15 protein-coding genes are annotated in these 15,642 nt (G+C 40.3%); all 15 read right to left on the bottom strand.

Going from position 1 to position 15,642, the window contains the following annotated elements; all coding sequences use genetic code 11:
• Positions 1-38: 38 nt before the first annotated feature.
• A complete protein-coding gene (locus RYL27_RS02205) occupies positions 39-920 on the bottom strand; it encodes a carbohydrate ABC transporter permease (protein WP_304073429.1) in 882 nt (293 codons plus the stop codon).
• 26 nt (positions 921-946) lie between these two features.
• The gene (locus tag RYL27_RS02210) at positions 947-1,858 is read right to left on the bottom strand and encodes a carbohydrate ABC transporter permease (RefSeq protein WP_314964940.1); all 912 of its coding nucleotides are present in this window, start codon (positions 1,856-1,858) and stop codon (positions 947-949) included.
• An 83-nt stretch (positions 1,859-1,941) separates the two neighbouring features.
• Complete coding sequence (locus RYL27_RS02215) at positions 1,942-3,285, bottom strand: ABC transporter substrate-binding protein (RefSeq protein WP_314964941.1); 1,344 nt, start codon at positions 3,283-3,285, stop codon at positions 1,942-1,944.
• 198 nt (positions 3,286-3,483) lie between these two features.
• The gene (locus RYL27_RS02220; protein ID WP_314964943.1) at positions 3,484-3,951 is read right to left on the bottom strand and encodes a low molecular weight protein-tyrosine-phosphatase; all 468 of its coding nucleotides are present in this window, start codon (positions 3,949-3,951) and stop codon (positions 3,484-3,486) included.
• A 159-nt stretch (positions 3,952-4,110) separates the two neighbouring features.
• Positions 4,111-5,436, bottom strand: a complete 1,326-nt coding sequence (locus tag RYL27_RS02225) for a nucleotide-binding domain-containing protein (protein WP_314964945.1) — start codon at positions 5,434-5,436, stop codon at positions 4,111-4,113.
• A 3-nt stretch (positions 5,437-5,439) separates the two neighbouring features.
• Entirely contained in the window at positions 5,440-6,000 is a 561-nt protein-coding gene (locus tag RYL27_RS02230) for an SLATT domain-containing protein (protein ID WP_314964946.1), read from the bottom strand.
• A 627-nt stretch (positions 6,001-6,627) separates the two neighbouring features.
• Entirely contained in the window at positions 6,628-6,882 is a 255-nt protein-coding gene (locus tag RYL27_RS02235; RefSeq protein WP_314964948.1) for a hypothetical protein, read from the bottom strand.
• Between the two features lie 89 nt (positions 6,883-6,971).
• Complete coding sequence (locus RYL27_RS02240) at positions 6,972-8,051, bottom strand: hypothetical protein (protein WP_314964949.1); 1,080 nt, start codon at positions 8,049-8,051, stop codon at positions 6,972-6,974.
• 458 nt (positions 8,052-8,509) lie between these two features.
• Positions 8,510-9,367 carry a YitT family protein gene (locus RYL27_RS02245; RefSeq protein ID WP_314964951.1) on the bottom strand — a complete coding sequence of 286 codons (858 nt, stop codon included), beginning with the start codon at positions 9,365-9,367 and terminating at the stop codon, positions 8,510-8,512.
• Between the two features lie 272 nt (positions 9,368-9,639).
• Entirely contained in the window at positions 9,640-10,773 is a 1,134-nt protein-coding gene (locus RYL27_RS02250; protein ID WP_314964953.1) for a transglutaminase-like domain-containing protein, read from the bottom strand.
• A 123-nt stretch (positions 10,774-10,896) separates the two neighbouring features.
• A complete protein-coding gene (locus RYL27_RS02255; protein WP_314964955.1) occupies positions 10,897-11,424 on the bottom strand; it encodes a hypothetical protein in 528 nt (175 codons plus the stop codon).
• Between the two features lie 175 nt (positions 11,425-11,599).
• Positions 11,600-12,832 carry a phosphodiester glycosidase family protein gene (locus RYL27_RS02260; protein ID WP_314964956.1) on the bottom strand — a complete coding sequence of 411 codons (1,233 nt, stop codon included), beginning with the start codon at positions 12,830-12,832 and terminating at the stop codon, positions 11,600-11,602.
• Positions 12,833-12,847: 15 nt separating this feature from the next.
• Positions 12,848-14,134 carry a bifunctional glycosyltransferase family 2/GtrA family protein gene (locus RYL27_RS02265; protein ID WP_314964958.1) on the bottom strand — a complete coding sequence of 429 codons (1,287 nt, stop codon included), beginning with the start codon at positions 14,132-14,134 and terminating at the stop codon, positions 12,848-12,850.
• A gap of 233 nt (positions 14,135-14,367) precedes the next feature.
• Positions 14,368-14,994, bottom strand: a complete 627-nt coding sequence (locus RYL27_RS02270) for a hypothetical protein (RefSeq protein ID WP_314964959.1) — start codon at positions 14,992-14,994, stop codon at positions 14,368-14,370.
• A 213-nt stretch (positions 14,995-15,207) separates the two neighbouring features.
• Positions 15,208-15,642, bottom strand: a 435-nt coding sequence (locus RYL27_RS02275) for an MFS transporter (RefSeq protein WP_314964960.1), incomplete at its 5' end; no start/stop codon positions are given.

The following is a 15,642-nucleotide window of genomic DNA, read 5'->3' on the forward strand; positions in this document are numbered from 1 at the left end:
CCACCTTATTGCCCAGTCGTATTATTATGCGCCTTCTTCTACCCCTTCACCGCTCCCATTGCCAATCCTTCCACGAACTGCTTCTGGCAAAGGTATACCAGTACCAAAACCGGTAACAAACTAATCAAAGAAGTCGCCGCCATAGGTCCCCAATCCAGTCCCTTATCGGTGATGAAGCCGGCGATAACTACGGGCAATGTCTTAGACTTATTGATACTTAAAATAACCGCAAAGAGGAATTCATTCCACGCTCCCACAAAGGCCAGGATTCCTGCCGCCACAATGCCGGACTTTGTTACCGGAAAAACCACATAGAAGAAACGACTTAGGAAATGGCATCCGTCAATTCTGGCAGATTCCTCCATTTCAATCGGAACCTGGGCGAAGAAGCCCATCATCAGCCAGATAACCAATGGCAGGTTAAAGCTGGTATTCATAATAATCAAAGCCGGCAGGGTATCAATAAGCTGTAGCTTTCGCATCACAAGGTAGATGGGAATTGCTGTAGCAATAGCCGGATACATTTTCTGAATCATAAACCATAGACCGAAAATCTGTCTGGTAAGGTTGGAAAATTTTCCTCGCACCAAACTGTATGCCGCCATGGAGCCAAAAAGCAGGGAAATGGCGGTGGAACTAAGACTTACAATCATGGAATTCATAAACTGCCGTCCAAGACCGTTCATGGACAACACCGTTTTGATATTTTCCATGGTGAAAACATGGGGAATCAAAAGAGGAGGATTCGCCAAATACTCTGCCCGAATCTTAAAAGCACTGGAAAAAAGCCAGTATAAGGGAAACAAAACCAGCAACATCAGCACAGCGGTAAACACTATACGAAAAGGCCTTCCCCACACATTTCCCAATATTTCATGCACCATAGAATCATTTGCATCCATTCTTTGCTTTCTAGCCATAATCTTCTTCCTTTCTACTTCTCAGATTACAAAACTTTCTCTTCCACATGTCTTCTCCAACGAAGGAAAAGGAAACTGATAATGGTCATAGAGAAAACGAAGGCCATAGCCAGAGCCGCCGTATAGCCGGCATCAAAGAACTTTAAGCCTTGCTTGTAAATGTAGTTCGGCAGCATTTCCGTGGCATTTCCCGGACCGCCATTGGTCATAGTATAGATGGTGTCAAACACCTTAAAGGCATCTACGAAGCGAAGCATTAGAACAATAATCAGTAAAGGACTAATCATAGGAAGCACGATTTGGAAAAAGATGTGGCGATTCTTCGCCCCATCCACCCGGGCCGCTTCCAGCGCATCCTGCGGAAGGGACTTAAGCCCTGCCATGGTAATGATGCATACCCAGGGAATTAATTGCCAGACATTGACAAAAATCACTGCCGGCATAGCCGTTTTGGGATTGCTCAGCCAGTTCATTTGGGGTACACCCACAAAATGCAAGAGGTAATTGATGATTCCCGTACTGCCGTCCAACATCATACGAAACAGCGTACCAATGGCCACCGGAGCCATTATCATAGGAATCAAAAGCAAAGAAGTAAAAATGCGGTAAATTCTTTTGGTGCCGCAAAGCATCATAGCCGCCAAAAGCCCTAAAACCAACTCTAAAGATACGGAAACCACTGCAAAAAGGACGGTGTTCCCCACACTTACCCCCAAGTTTTTGTCTTGAAGCATCCGAAGATAATTCCCAATGCCGATGAACTTGGGAACGGCATTGGGAAGATTAATTTTGTATTGAAATAAACTGAGATAGAGGGAATACAGTAGGGGTAACAAGGCCGTAAAGCCTAAGAATAAAATGGTAGGAAGCAGGAAAAGCCAAGACCACAGCCTTTCTCCTTTACCCCTATTTCCTTTTCTTATTTCTGTGCCATTCATACTGTATTCCTCTAACTTTCTAGCATATTCTTTTTAAAACTGTTTTTTTGAGACAAGCAAAAGATACTTCTCTACAAAATAGATTAATGATTATAGTTCTTGGTTCCCTCTTCAGGAGGAGCCTGCTGCAAGGCTTCTTCCACTGCTGCCTGCATTTCCTTCACGGTAGTATCCAAGTCACTTTGTCCGGAAAGATATGCGGAAATCAAGGTGTTAAAGCTGGTGTCTACCTGTGTGGAAGCTGCTACTCTCCACCACATATTTGCGGTGTCCAGTGCCTCACGAACGGTATCCATGTATGTACCCTTAATGCCATCCTCTTCCCAGAAAGCCTTTCTCGGAGAGAGAATGCCATGGTTGTCATAGAATTCCTTCTGCTTATCCAGGCTGGTATACATCTTGATCCACTCCCAAGCCAGATCCTTGTTCTTGGAGCCTTCCGGAATTGCGCAGTCCCATGCGGAAAGCAGAGTGATTCCGGTCTTCTCCTTTGGAATTACGGACAATGCCCATTTTCCAACTACTTTAGACTTTTCAGGGTTGTCAGCATCCTGTACCAAGCCCAATGTAGGCCAGGTCTCACAAACCGCTGCATCTCCGTTTAAGAAAGCCTGAATAGACTGATCGGTTCCCCAGTTTAGCCAGTTAGGATCCAGGGACTCCTGTAAAGCATTCAAATGCTCTAAGGACTTTCTGGTTTCGGGAGAATCAATGGTAACCTTCCAATCCTCATCCGCCCATGCACCACCGTTAGACCAAAGTACATAGTCAAACACGCCGCCCAGCTGTCCGGTGATACCGGAAATGGAAGCACCATAGAAGCCTTCATCCTTTTTGGTTACCTTCTTTAACTCTTCTCTGTACTCTTCCCAAGTATCCGGAAGTCCGTTCGGGAAAATGTCGGTACGGTAAGCAAAAAGCTGTGGTGTGGAAGCATTGGGGATTCCGATGTACTTATCCTGCCACTTTCCGGAGTTTGCAATAACATTGTCAATGAAGTCCTCCGCCTTTACATCGTCCTTCTCCATATAAGGCTGTAAGTCCGTAAGGTAAGGAGCAAATTCTCCATCCCACTGGCTGGCTACATCAATCACATCATAGGTTCCTGCTCCACTGGTGAAGTCCAAAAGCATTTTCTGGTGAAGCTCGGTGTATGGCATATCAATGACCTCTACCTTGGCGCCGGTTTTCTCTTCAAACTCATCCACCATGGACTTTGCAGCATCCGCATAAACGCCGGACATATAAAGGACAGTCAAGGTTTCTCCATTACCCTTTGCCTTGTCCCCGGAAGCCCCATCGGACTTTCCTTCCTCTGCCTTAGCAGAAGCATCTCCACCTGCATTTCCTTCGCTCTTTGCTCCGCAAGCCAGTAAAGATGCCCCTAAAGAAAGGGCCAATACTGCGGATAAAATTCTTTTTTTCATAGCTTTCCTCCCATCTTTCTTGTATATTCTGAACAAATAACTATCTGCATTATACCCTACTTATGTAAGTTATCAATAAGCAAAAACACAAAATATTGCCATGTATTTTAGGCAAAACACACAAACAAACACATTCCGCACAGGTTTAAACAAAATATAAAAAAAGTCGGTACTGTATTTCTACAGCACCGGCTTCTTTTACTTCTCTTTAATCTGTTCCCATAGTCCCCTACATCCCTCTAGGATATCTTCATAACAGGCTTGAAATTCCCCGCTATACCAAGGGTCGGCAATGGGATGAGGATGGTCGGTATAATCTCCAAGGAGGGAAACCTTGCTTTTGGGGTCTGCGCCTAAAATCCGCCTCATATTCTCCCGATTTCTTTCATCCATCCCGATGAAATAATCGTAACTTTCATAGTCTTCTTTTTGCAATTGGCAGGCTCTTTTTTTACTGCAATCAATTCCCAGCCCTTCCAAAATTTCCCGTACCGGAGGATAGACCGGATTCCCCTGCCCACGATAGATTTCTTCTGTGGAGGTAGCTTTGGAAGATACCTCAAAGTCTTCTACCCTTCCATTTTCCTCCAGGATTTTTTTAAACAGAAATTCCGCCATAGGACTGCGGCAGATGTTACCGTGGCAGACGAAACAGATTTTTTGCATAGTGTTTTTCCTCCTAAAATGCCGTGGATTACCATGTTTTACAAGGGGTTTCGGTGTTATTTTGAGATACTCTGAAATGACGGAATGTGGCAAATCAGAGTGTAATTTAGCAAGTTATTCTACCTGTTAGTAGTAAAACGAAAAATATAACTACTAACATTATAATGTACCTATCGGCACTTCAATTCTATCCCTTGCCACACAAACATTGTTTTTAACTAAAAAACACTCCACATAGTGTTCTCCCTCAAATACAGTATTTTCTATATGGTGCAATCCGCTTTCTTTAACAATATTTCCTCTTACCATATCACGCCTAATTGCTTCCGCACCGACATTTCTAACCTTCCAATATACATCATAAGGTTTTGGACAATCCGTACCTTCTATAAAGAAAGCTAGTTTTTTATTCTTTCTCAAATAAGTCGAACCTTCTCCCAGAAATTTTCTTAATAAAAACGGTCTCCAACCAGCCTGAGTAACATTACAGTCAATATCAACATCATACCTTATATCAACAAAAAACTTTTCTTCAATAAATTCTTCAGACGCTGAATCACAATCATAACATTCTTTAATATGAACATACTGCGCAGACCTCTCTGTTTTTCCTTGCACTTTAGGAAATGAATTTCCTAATACTTGTCGAAGTATCTTATTGGCATTATCTGATCCGATTGTTAAATCCTTAATCTTATCATATGCTTCCTTTGCCTTTCCAATATATTTGCCTTTTTCAGAATTATACACTCGTTGGTGACTACCCATAGCATACCAGTGGCTTCTGTCTTTATCTTGATTTTTTAGATACTCAAACAACGCTTGTAATATTTCCAAGTAATTTTTTTGAGGAGAACCAGCAAAACATTCATTTATATCAAAAAAATCATATACTAAGGTATCTATCAACAATCCACCCATCTTAAAGCCAATATTGTTTTTCCAACTTCTGATAATGTGGCAGAAATCAAAGTACTTGCCTTCTGACTTTGTTTCACAATCAGCACATGCACTTTGCTCACTTAATGGATCTGTGTATTTCCATGAACCACCATCATGTGTATCTGGATACTTAAATCTATTATCCACTTGTTTGAATCCAGGAACAAGCTCAATAGTATACTTATCAAAAGCGATTACCACCACCTGCCCATCACCACGAATATTTGTACTTGTATATTTCTCTTTAAGTACTTTCTTTACAGCTTGTACCAATGCAGATTGTCCATTATAAGAAAACGCATTATATTGCCTGTAAACGTTTACTGGTAAATCAAATAAAATATCTAAGTCGCTACTTCCACTAATCGCAGTATTTCGACCAACCGACCCCACTATGTACATGTGTAATTCAGTTTCATTATCCAAATCGTAATAACTCGTATTAAGCTTTTTCGCAATCTCTTCTGTAGTCTTTTTCATATCAGCTAGATTATCTAGCTTTATATTGCTACAAAAAGTATCAAAATCATTTAGTAATCCCACTCACTACTCAACCTTTCCTCTAAGTGTCGGCGGTAAGAAATTGTCTATTTCTTCATCCGAAATCGTATATTCTTTATTAACCTTCAATGCTTCAAAAGCTCTATCAACTGCATCTTGAGTTGTGGATGGAGCATCAGTATACAATTCGTTCAAATCATCCATAATTGAAATGTACTCTAAATTAATCTCATCTACATTTCTTTTCTTCATATGAATATCACATATAATATGTAACAAACGGTTTCTTATAACCAAAAACTTATTAGCATACTTTTTGTTTTGCTTTTCCATTTCTTTTATGTCAAAACTCTTAAAATATGCTGTAATCGTTATTGTGACAAACGAAAGAGCTGCTGCTATTATTTTTGCCCATATGTTATCACAAAATATAGTACTTACAATTCCACAAGAAGTCGCAGAAGCAACCAGTATATTTGCCGCTTCTAACTTCGCATATTTTTCATGGTATATATCAGCTTGTTTTTCTTGTATTTTGTGAGTCCATACAACACTTGAATAATTTTGTCGTACTTCATCTAATAATAATTGATATTCATTATTCATTTTACACACCTCCAGTGCTTCACTTTCCTACGATATAATGTATCCGTAGATTCGTGTTGTTTCCACAAAAATAACGTCCAACAAAATCCAGAGCGTCACAAATCTTCTATGTTATATTGCCTTAAACATTTTCTACGGCATCAGTTTTTCATTCTTCTTTTCAACCTATGCCCGCATACATGAGGTGCGCTATTTGGCATCTGTACTTTATAAGTTTCTATAATATACCTCATGTCCACGGTTCTCTATAACTGATGGTCTATTTTCAAAGTATTACGCTCAAGGTCAATATCCTTTAATATTAACCTGCAAAACTCTGAAATACGAAGTCCTGGGTGAAATTTGAGAATCTTTATCCCATTTTGGGGGTAACTCAAAAACAGTACTGTACCCTATTACATACTTTCCTATTGTGTTTGCAAAATTATTCTCTGTCACAATTTTCTTTCCAAACTCCGATGTTGAATTAGCATGAATTATATCATATATACTGTGTACTTTTTCATCTGAATAGCAATATTTATTTTGTAGAAGCACCTTGGTTATATTATATTTTTCCGAATAACTTTTTCCTGCAAAAATGTTTTTATGACTTGTGTTCTTAACTACTTATCATCATACTCAATATCAGTGAGATAGGTAAAATTCTTTTTGAGGAAAATTCAATTCAAATAAATACGATATATCATCCGGCTCATCATTTTCTATATAATGTCTTGTTTCATTTGGATTTTGCAAATCAATTATAACCACACTATATCCGTACAAATTGCTTATCATACTATATTCCAAGTCAACATGTTTTTTATTCACATATTCTTCATATTCTACAATTTTGGTCACACCTAAATCACCAATTGCTACATCAGAACTCTTGCTCATTTTTCCGTTATTTCTTCATTATTGATGACATAAATTTGCGGCTCATTGTACTTTTACATCTATACTTCATCTCCAATTATTTGTAAATACTATTCACGCTCTTTTATATCTTTATGTTTTAATCTAAGTAAATACAACATTGCATACGCACGATTATATAAATACTCTATAAACTGCGAATCATTCAATGCCTCCCTTTTTTCCTTAGCACCATTCAGATAATCATTATGCCTGATATCAAAATATTCATTGGAAAATTTCATTAACTCATCTAATTCCTTTTTTACAACAGCATAAACTTTTCCTTCCATATTATCGTTTACACTCAACGACAGCATTCTATACTGTTCATTTCTGCTATCACCTTGAGTAGATATAAGATATTGAAGTGCATCTATAATAAAATCTAGCGCACTTTTCTTTTCCATCAAATCTTTACTACTAATCATATCCTCCGAAAACTGTATCTTCCGTTCGAACATCCTATAATTGATAATTTTATCAATAGGGAAGGTTGTTTTATACCCTTGCTTTATTACAATTCCACTTTGTAATCGGTATGGCAATTTGAATATTTTAAATCTATCATTAACCTCTATGGTGAATTTGTAATGACACTCTCCGGAGTTAATAACCCAATACTTATATGCCATTTCTATAAATGCCTTTATCTCCGAAAAATCACCTGTATTATTTCTCAATGAATCCGGATAAGCTGTACCTCTATACAAGGTAAACTCATGATCATAATCCAATCCTAAAATCCACGTTCCCCCATCCCAATGATCCCAGTGTAAATATCTCGTGTTCAACAACTCCATACTTGGTAACTCTGTTTCAAACCAATGAATAAATGAATTCCAAAATCTTTTTTCATTTACATTTTCTTCGACACGTTTTCCTTTATATTCTATACCACTATTAGCCAAATGCATGATCAACATAGCTCTTGTGGTACTGGCATCTCTTAATTCAGATCCTGTCCTTAATAGTAAACTTCCTGATAAGTTTGGAACATCGTTTTCAAAAACATTTGCTATTTCGAAAACAAGCTCAAATATTTCCCCATCTGTTTCTATTGCCGAATTGTAATTTTCAACTGCTGTATCAATTTTCCTTATATAATCATTAATCAATTTTTCTTTAACTGAATTGATTTTATCCGACATTATTTCACCTCATTTTTTATATAACCTCAAACACGCTAAAGCAATTTCTGACTTAGGCTACATTTGATATTTTCCGAATCGCTTTGAACATCTTCTGGCTTACTGATTTCTCCTACCGCTATTCCTGTTTCCTACAGGCATTTTCCACTTCTTCCAGTTTTCTTTCTTCCGTTGCATCACCCAATCCGATGTACGTATAAACATTGAATGTTACCGCTATATCAGAATACCTAATGAAATATTGTAAAGTCTTAGGATTTGTACCTGATAAGTCAAGGTAAATAAATCAAACCCTAGAACACACTTCTCTCTTTTCTGATTCGTAGTAAAACAGTAGTTCTTTTCTTTCACACCCACAAAATTTTGGCCTTATCCGGCCAAGTTCAGCAATAGTATAAATCTTCTTAGGATGTCCTGCCATGGCAGACGAAACAGATTTTAAGCATTGGCTTTTTCTCCTACCACTTCTTCGGCGTATAATGAATCTCCGCCACATTATAAACGGTAATAAACGCCTTGGGATCTTCCTTCTCCAAAAAGGCCATCAGCTTCTGATATTCCTGCCGATCCACCACCGCCACGATTTCCTTCTTCATCTCATGGCTGTAAGCCCCCATAATGTCATAGATGCTCATACCGCTATGGATGCGGTTCAAAATAAACTCCGTAAGAATAGCTGCCTTTTCCTCGGTGGTAATCACACAAACTCTCTTTTTAATGGTCTGTCCGAAGATAAAATGATCCAAAATAATGCCATTAAAATAGGTTCCCAGCACCGATAAAATCACCGTTTTAGCATCAAAGGCAAAAATAGATAGGGCGGAAATGCAAAGTCCGGAAAGAGCCAGGGCTTGCCCCAGCTCCATATGGAGATACTTCTGCATCATTTTAGCCACAACATCCAAGCCTCCTGAACAGGTATTTCGATTAAACAAAATAGAAAGGCCGATGCTGACGAAGAAAATATACGCTACCACGTCTAAGAAGGCGTCCCCGGTTAAGGATTGATTATTGGGAAAAAGCTTTTCAAATAAAAGCAATACCGCCGGTAGCATAATGGTGCCATAGGCAGTTTTATAGGCAAATGCGTGACTCACAAAAAAATAAGACATGATCAACAGGATGATATTTAAAGCCATTACTAAAGTAGCCACGGAAAAGGGCAGAAAATGATGCAACACAATGGCCAGACCGGAAATCGAAGATACCGCCACATGACTGGGCACCTGAAAGAAAAAAACGGCAGCAGCCACAATCACTATGCCCACATTTACCATGATAATATCCTTCACCTTTGCAGAAAGCGCTGTATTCATTTTGTCGTCCCCCTTTGGAATATTGACATTAGTATAACACTCTATCGTAGAGGAAAAAAGACCTAGAAATATTCACTTTTCAAATGAATGGCATCTCTTTCAAAGCTTTTGGGAAAAAGAAAAAAGCACTTCCAAAATCTCTGTACGGAGAGAAAATGGAAATGCTTTTTTTACATATTTTTAGTACTTTTCAGTAGCGCGTTTCGATAGAAGCTTTTCAGTAGAAGCTCTTTAATAGAAGCATTCAGATTTGTACGCTCTTCTTTACTACATTAAGCCTTCTTTGCAAAGCTGTAGGTATAAACGAATTGATCCGGAGTGTAGTTATCAAGCTTTACTCCGTCAACCTCTGCGTAAGGATAACCGAAATCATTTAAAGCCTCTCCATCCTGTGCAGGATTCAAGGTAAGGTCTCTTCCATCAGATAAAATCATACGCTCTGCATCGCAATTACCAAAGTAGTATTCCTGCTTTTCCTTGGTTTCTGTCTGGTCCTTTGTCCAATTATTCTTTAAAACAGCCTTTAACACATCGGCGGGATCTGCGGAAACCCAACCGGTTCCCTTTAAATAAAACTCTGCCCAGCAGTGCTGATTCTTGGTGATATCCTCTGCATTGATACGGATTCCGAAATGCTCTCTGGCAGGAATTCCGGATGCACGACAAAGAGCCACAAACATAGAGTTAATGTCGGTACATTTTCCGGTCATGGTGGTATCTAAAAGAGCACAAACATCTCCCTCACCGCAGCCTTTTACACTTTCATCACGATTCATATTGGCAATAACCCAGTCATAGATTGCTCTTGCCTTCTCTAAATCTGTGGTCTTTCCTTCGGTTACTTCTGCGGCCTTATTCTTCACCTGATCATTTAAGGGAAGGTTCTTGGAAGGCTCCAGATACTTCTTCACATCTGCAGGAATCTCCGCCTTATCATCCTCCTTTAACTCAGGACTGACGATTTCTTCTCTCTTTACCTGTAAATCCAGCTTTACCACTCTGTCGGCAGGCTCGGCATTTTCATCCCATTCCACATAGAGCATCTTATTGCCCCAGTCGTCCGTGTTCATTTCCGCCTTAGCATTTCCGGCATCATACTTTACATCCTCAACAGTCTGATACTCACTGCTTTGAGGAACAGGAATCCAAAGGCGAACCTTCTTTCCTTTTTCATACTTGGATAAGTCAACGGTATTGTTCACCGCCCCCTCGACTACCTTCTTTTCGGAAGCTTCTGCCTTTTCCGTCTCTTTCTCAGAGCTCTTCTCCGTTGCAGCAACAGATTCTGTGCTCTTCTCTGTGCCCTTTGCACTTGTTTCTACATTGCTTACCGCCTTATTTCCGCAGGCAGCCATAAGCATTCCTACTGTTCCCAAGAGTAACATGACCTTTAAGCTTTTTTTCATTTTTTCCTCCTTAAGCCACTCTTTTAAACTGTAACGAGGAAGAGTATACGCCAGAGGGTTACGGGAGAGAAATTGAATTTTGCAATAAATTCTTAGCTTTATTACGTAAGCTTATAAATAGAATCACCATGCTTTCTTCGCCAGTAAAGCACTGATCCCTCCGGATACTAATGTCAAAACTCCTACTACCAGATAAACCCATTCAAAGCTTCCGCTGGTTCCATATATGTCCAATACCCCTTTATAAAGGGAACCTACCGTAAGAACGGCCACACCGCTTTTCCAAAGGAAGGAAGCCAGGGAAGAGAGGAATAGCTTTTTTCCTTCTTCCTCCTCTGTATCCAAAGAACCATTCCAAAGACGATTCCCTGTACAAAGATTCAAGAGCTTTGGAAGGAAAATGAGACTTAAGGGCAGTAAAAAGGCATAGCTCATAAAAACCGAGCTGACTCCATGGGAGAAAATCCCATAAATCTTTGCGAAGACAAAGACAAAAACCGTGGTTAAAGTAATGGGAAGAAGCGATTTCCAAGATAACTGACTCGTTTTATTATCAGAAATATTCTGCCTGCCCTGCATATTCTCCATCCTTTCTTCAGCATTGTCCTGACAGCTCGCCGAATGATAATAAATAACTTGATTCTTTTCCATTTGATGCCTCCTCTATACTAAATTTCATATCTTTATACTGATTTCCATATCTTTAGATTACATTTCGTATTTTTACTGATTTTCGTATTTTATACTCCATTTCGTATCTTGATCGCTTTTATAACTTTAAATTGATTTTTATCTCTTTAAATTGATTTTCGTAGAATTCCCTATCTTACAAGCTCTTTCCGATATATAAGATATCGCTGACTGCTCTCTCGGAAATCTTATTTCCGTTGGTGGTGGGATTATTGACCACCTCTCCCTGGAACACCATGGTGGAGGATCCGCCGCCATCCAGGTTATAAACATTGGTCGCCCCTAAAGACTTCATAAAGTTTGCCAACTCGTAAAGGCTTAATCCCGCACTTTCAGAAGTTCTTCCATCAGACACCACAAAGAGATAATGATTCTTTGCTACAGTGCCGATGGCTGTTCTTGGGTTGCTGGCCATCGCCATACCTACCTCATCATTTTCCGAAACGGCTACCTGTCCGTTCTCTACCAAAACCGGTCCAAAGGAAAGAACCTGCCAAGCCTGCTTCTGAAGCAGAGAGTCTGTAGTGGTGTCAGATTCGGAAATGAAGGAAAGGGTTCCATCCTTAGAAATCACCATATCTTCTCCGTTACTTCCCTGGTTTCTGTATACCACACCGTTTCGAATGACATAGCCACTTTGTCTTGCCCCGTAATAATCTCCGTTAATCGCTAAAACCGCATTGTTTTCCTCCGCCATATCGGAAGTAGTGTCGGTAATGTTTCTTCCATAGGTATTCTTTGCAAATGCGGAAAGAATGCTTGTTCCGTCTGTGACCTCCACATCCGCCACATAGATATTACTGTCGTAAGCTCTGTACTGGGTTACGGTAATTTTGCTCTTACTATCAGAGTACGTGCCGATTACCGTTCCGGAACTTGTGCTGCTTGTACTACCGGAGCTACCGGAGGAATTCGTAGTGGATTTCGTAGTGGATTTCGTTTCGGATCCGGTGCTGTTGGAACCGGTACTGCCGGAGTTTGTTGTCCCGGATTTTGTGCCGGAATTGCCGGTAGAAGCGGAATTTGAGCTATTGCCGGATTTTTTGTTTCCGCCACCGGGTCTACCCTGTCCTCCCCGTCCCGGACCACCTTGACCATGTCCTCCCGGACCGCCATTGCCGGGGCCGCCGAAGCCCTGTCCATTATAGAATCCACCATTTCCGCCAAAGCCCTCATTATCCCCATAGGCATTTTCCACCTCAGAACTCTCCTCTTCATTTATAGACAGCCCGTTGGAATCTAAGTTCTGTCCCGACACCGTCTGCATGGGGTGGGGGATAACGAAGGTATCCAAAAGCGCATAGGAGGTAAATGACGCCAATGCCACACCACAAATAATTCCTGCTTTCTTTCCATTAAACTTTCTCATAATTCTATCCTTTCCTTATACTTGCGCCTGTATCATCCGGCTTTTTTTCTCTTGTAAGGCCTCTTCAAACGTCGCTAACTCTTCATCCTTTTTTCCGGAAAATGCCTTAGATGCTTCTATCTTTGTTGCGCCATAGGGCTTCCTAAGCTCTTCCTGCTTAGCTGCTACTTTCTTGCTGCTATTCTTTTCAAAAATCCATTTCTTTTGCACGAAGTAGGACAGGCAGAACAACAAGCCTTCCGTTAAAATCTTCGCCAGGTAGGGATTCATTCCCAAGCTTCCTACAATTCCCGATAAGAGAAAGCTGTTAATTAAGAAGATAAATGCCGCCAATCCAAGATAAGAGAAGTACTCTTCCTTCTTAAAGCTCTTTAGTGCGGATAGATTCCACTTAGTTCCCTTCTGTACTTTATCGTTTTCTATTCTCTTATTGGGTTCTTCAATATCTTCCTTTCTTTCCTCTCCGGAGAACACCATAGTCTTGTTTAAGAAGAAATTCAGGTGTAAAGAAATCACTCTTGCCAGGAAATTCGATACAAACAGCCCTCCTGTAATCAGGAAGAAGAAACTGTAAAGCAGAAAATCCGCCAGGAAGGATAATAAGGAGCTGGCAGAGAACTTCAAAATCTGCTTGTAAATCCGATAAGAATCCTTCACCGTATCAAAATGGCTTTCCGCATTGTCATTGATATATACCGTTTCAATAGGCACCTCTTCCATAGGCACTCCTTCCTTTGCCAAAAACAAAAGCACATTCATTTCGTATTCGTAACGCTCTCCCGGAATCGTCAGCATTTTCGGAATCATCTTTCCGGAAAATGCCCTCATCCCTGTCTGGGTATCCTTCACTTCCACGCCGGTGCAAAGATTAAACACCTCCTTGGTAATGCCGTTTCCGATTCTGGAGCGAAGAGGAGAATCCTTGGACTGGGTTCTGCTACCAAGAATCAGAGTATCTTTTTTCTCCTCTGCTACAGAAAGTAAGTTGAGAGCGTCCTTCAGCAAATGCTGTCCGTCCGCATCTAAAGTAATAATAGTGAAATCCCTTTGCAGCCCCGCATTTTCCTTCTGCAAATATTCCAGCCCCGCCTTTAAAGCGGCACCCTTTCCTCTATTTTCCGGGAAGGACAGCACTCTGGCCTCCGTCTCCCTTTCTATCTTATGGAAGAGAGACAAATACTCCTCTCCCGAACCGTCATTTACAATCAGGCAATCCATTCCATGTTCTTCAATCCCTTTTACAAATTCCAATAACTGTATATTTGGTTTATAAGCCGGTATTAAGGCAATCCTCTTTTTCATGCTTATCCCTCCTTGTCTGCTTTCGTTTCCTAAAAGGAAAGTTGGAAGCACTTGCTTCAATTCCTTTCATGGCTGGAGTATAGGAGAAAAAACTGAAATGAAGCTGAAAAAGAAGAAAAAAGCAAAAGAGGACCGCTTCCTTCATTTTGGGAAAAACAAAGGGCATCCTCTTTCTTTATGATTTCTCTATGATTAAACCATGATTTGCCTGTTATTTATTACCGGCTTACAAGCTACTGCTTAATCTTCTCTCCTTTCATCTTACGATAATTTTCCAACTGTTCCAGAAGATTATAGACTCGCCTGATACTGCTTCTTCTTTCCTTCTTTTTCATCATCCGAGCATGATTACGATACTTTTTGCCTCTCTTTGGGTAGTGTTTTTCCTCAGGACGAGGCTTCTCCTCATATCCATGATGAAAAATCCACTGATCATGCATAACAATGTACTTTAAGTAGCCATAAATGCTCCCCTTTGTAACAGGCTGCCTATGATAGCCCGGTACTTCTTCCTTTTCCTCCATAAATCGACGAAATACATTCTTATGATACAGAAAAATGCGACCCTTCTTTCCATTCCACACAATCTTCCAATGACTTAGCGGCATCTGTACATGAATTTCTTTACTGTCATGTTGCAAAAGCATCTTATTCTCTTCGCAAAATTGCTTTATCTTTGTCGCCTCTTTTCGATAATGCCGGCCTATAGCAGAACAATACTTACAGCTGCGATATCCCGCTTTTTCTCCTTCTTCCACAGTATAAAACAGCTGTTGGTCTTCCGGTCGAATTCGTTTTCCATAGAAGCACTGCTGATTATGCAGTATCTTTGAACTGCCTTTTTTGCATGCAACAAACATTTCTTTGCCCCCTCTCTTGGAAAGCTTCTATATTTCTTTCAATATAATTGCTTTATTGTCCAATTGAACGGACTCAAAAAAGAGTTAGATTTTCCATATAAAAAAGAACCTGACAATATATCAGATTCTTTACCTAAATTCTCCAAGAATAGCACTTGAAAATACAATTTGTAGCCTTATTGGAAATAGCTTTGGGCCGAATTTAAAACGTCCCTAATTTCCAGTCCCCTCACTGATATCCGACTCATAGAGCCTGCGAACCTCTTTTTGCCTGACTAAAATCAGAACAAAACCGGCCAGTAAGGTGAACGTTCCGCCAATCGTAATACACCACCGATAATCCAGAATCTCTCCGAGAAAGCCCATCACCAAAGAAAATGCACTGCAGCCGGCTGTAACCAGAACCCCCTGGAAAGCATTGACCCGAGACCGGAGTCTCTCCGGAATATACCTCTGTACTGCTGCATCTCTTATGATGGCGCTGTTACTCCCGAGAAAGCCGCAAATTCCTCTGTTTAAAAGCATCAAAGGATAAGGAAGCCAGAGCAAACACATATCCATCGCGGAATATGTTTGATAGACAAAGAACACGAAACCGAACTTCTTCTTATCCGGAATTTTAATTCGATATTGTAATGCACTGCCGAT

Origin of the sequence: Oribacterium sinus (assembly GCF_963537195.1) — a bacterium.
GTDB lineage: Bacteria > Bacillota > Clostridia > Lachnospirales > Lachnospiraceae > Oribacterium > Oribacterium sinus_A.